The organism is Flavobacterium xizangense, from assembly GCF_054075145.1.
The window spans coordinates 1-259 of sequence record NZ_JBSIPG010000178.1 but is presented as its reverse complement, the minus strand read 5'-3'; the positions used below and the strand labels follow the sequence as shown (position 1 = coordinate 259).

Annotated in this window: 1 protein-coding gene; it reads right to left on the bottom strand. The window is 46.7% G+C overall.

Going from position 1 to position 259, the window contains the following annotated elements:
- Positions 1 to 16: 16 nt before the first annotated feature.
- Positions 17 to 253 carry an aldehyde dehydrogenase family protein gene (locus ACWA1B_RS23015; RefSeq protein WP_456910975.1) on the bottom strand — a complete coding sequence of 79 codons (237 nt, stop codon included), beginning with the start codon at positions 251 to 253 and terminating at the stop codon, positions 17 to 19.
- Positions 254 to 259: the final 6 nt, after the last annotated feature.

Genomic DNA, 259 nt, shown 5'->3' with positions numbered 1-259 from the left:
CATCTTACTCCCTTTCTTACAACTTAATGGTGATGTTGGACAATTCAGAGTAGAAATCAATGCTATGCATACCGCCAGTTCTGCCAATACCGCTATTCTTCATGCCTCCAAACGGCGTTCTCAAGTCACGCAAGAACCAGGTATTGACCCAGATAATGCCCGATTCGATTTGGTGCGCAACCCGGTGCGCTCGCCTTAGATCATTTGTCCAAATCGTAGCACTGAGTCCGAAGTGTGTATCATTCGCCTGCATAATCAC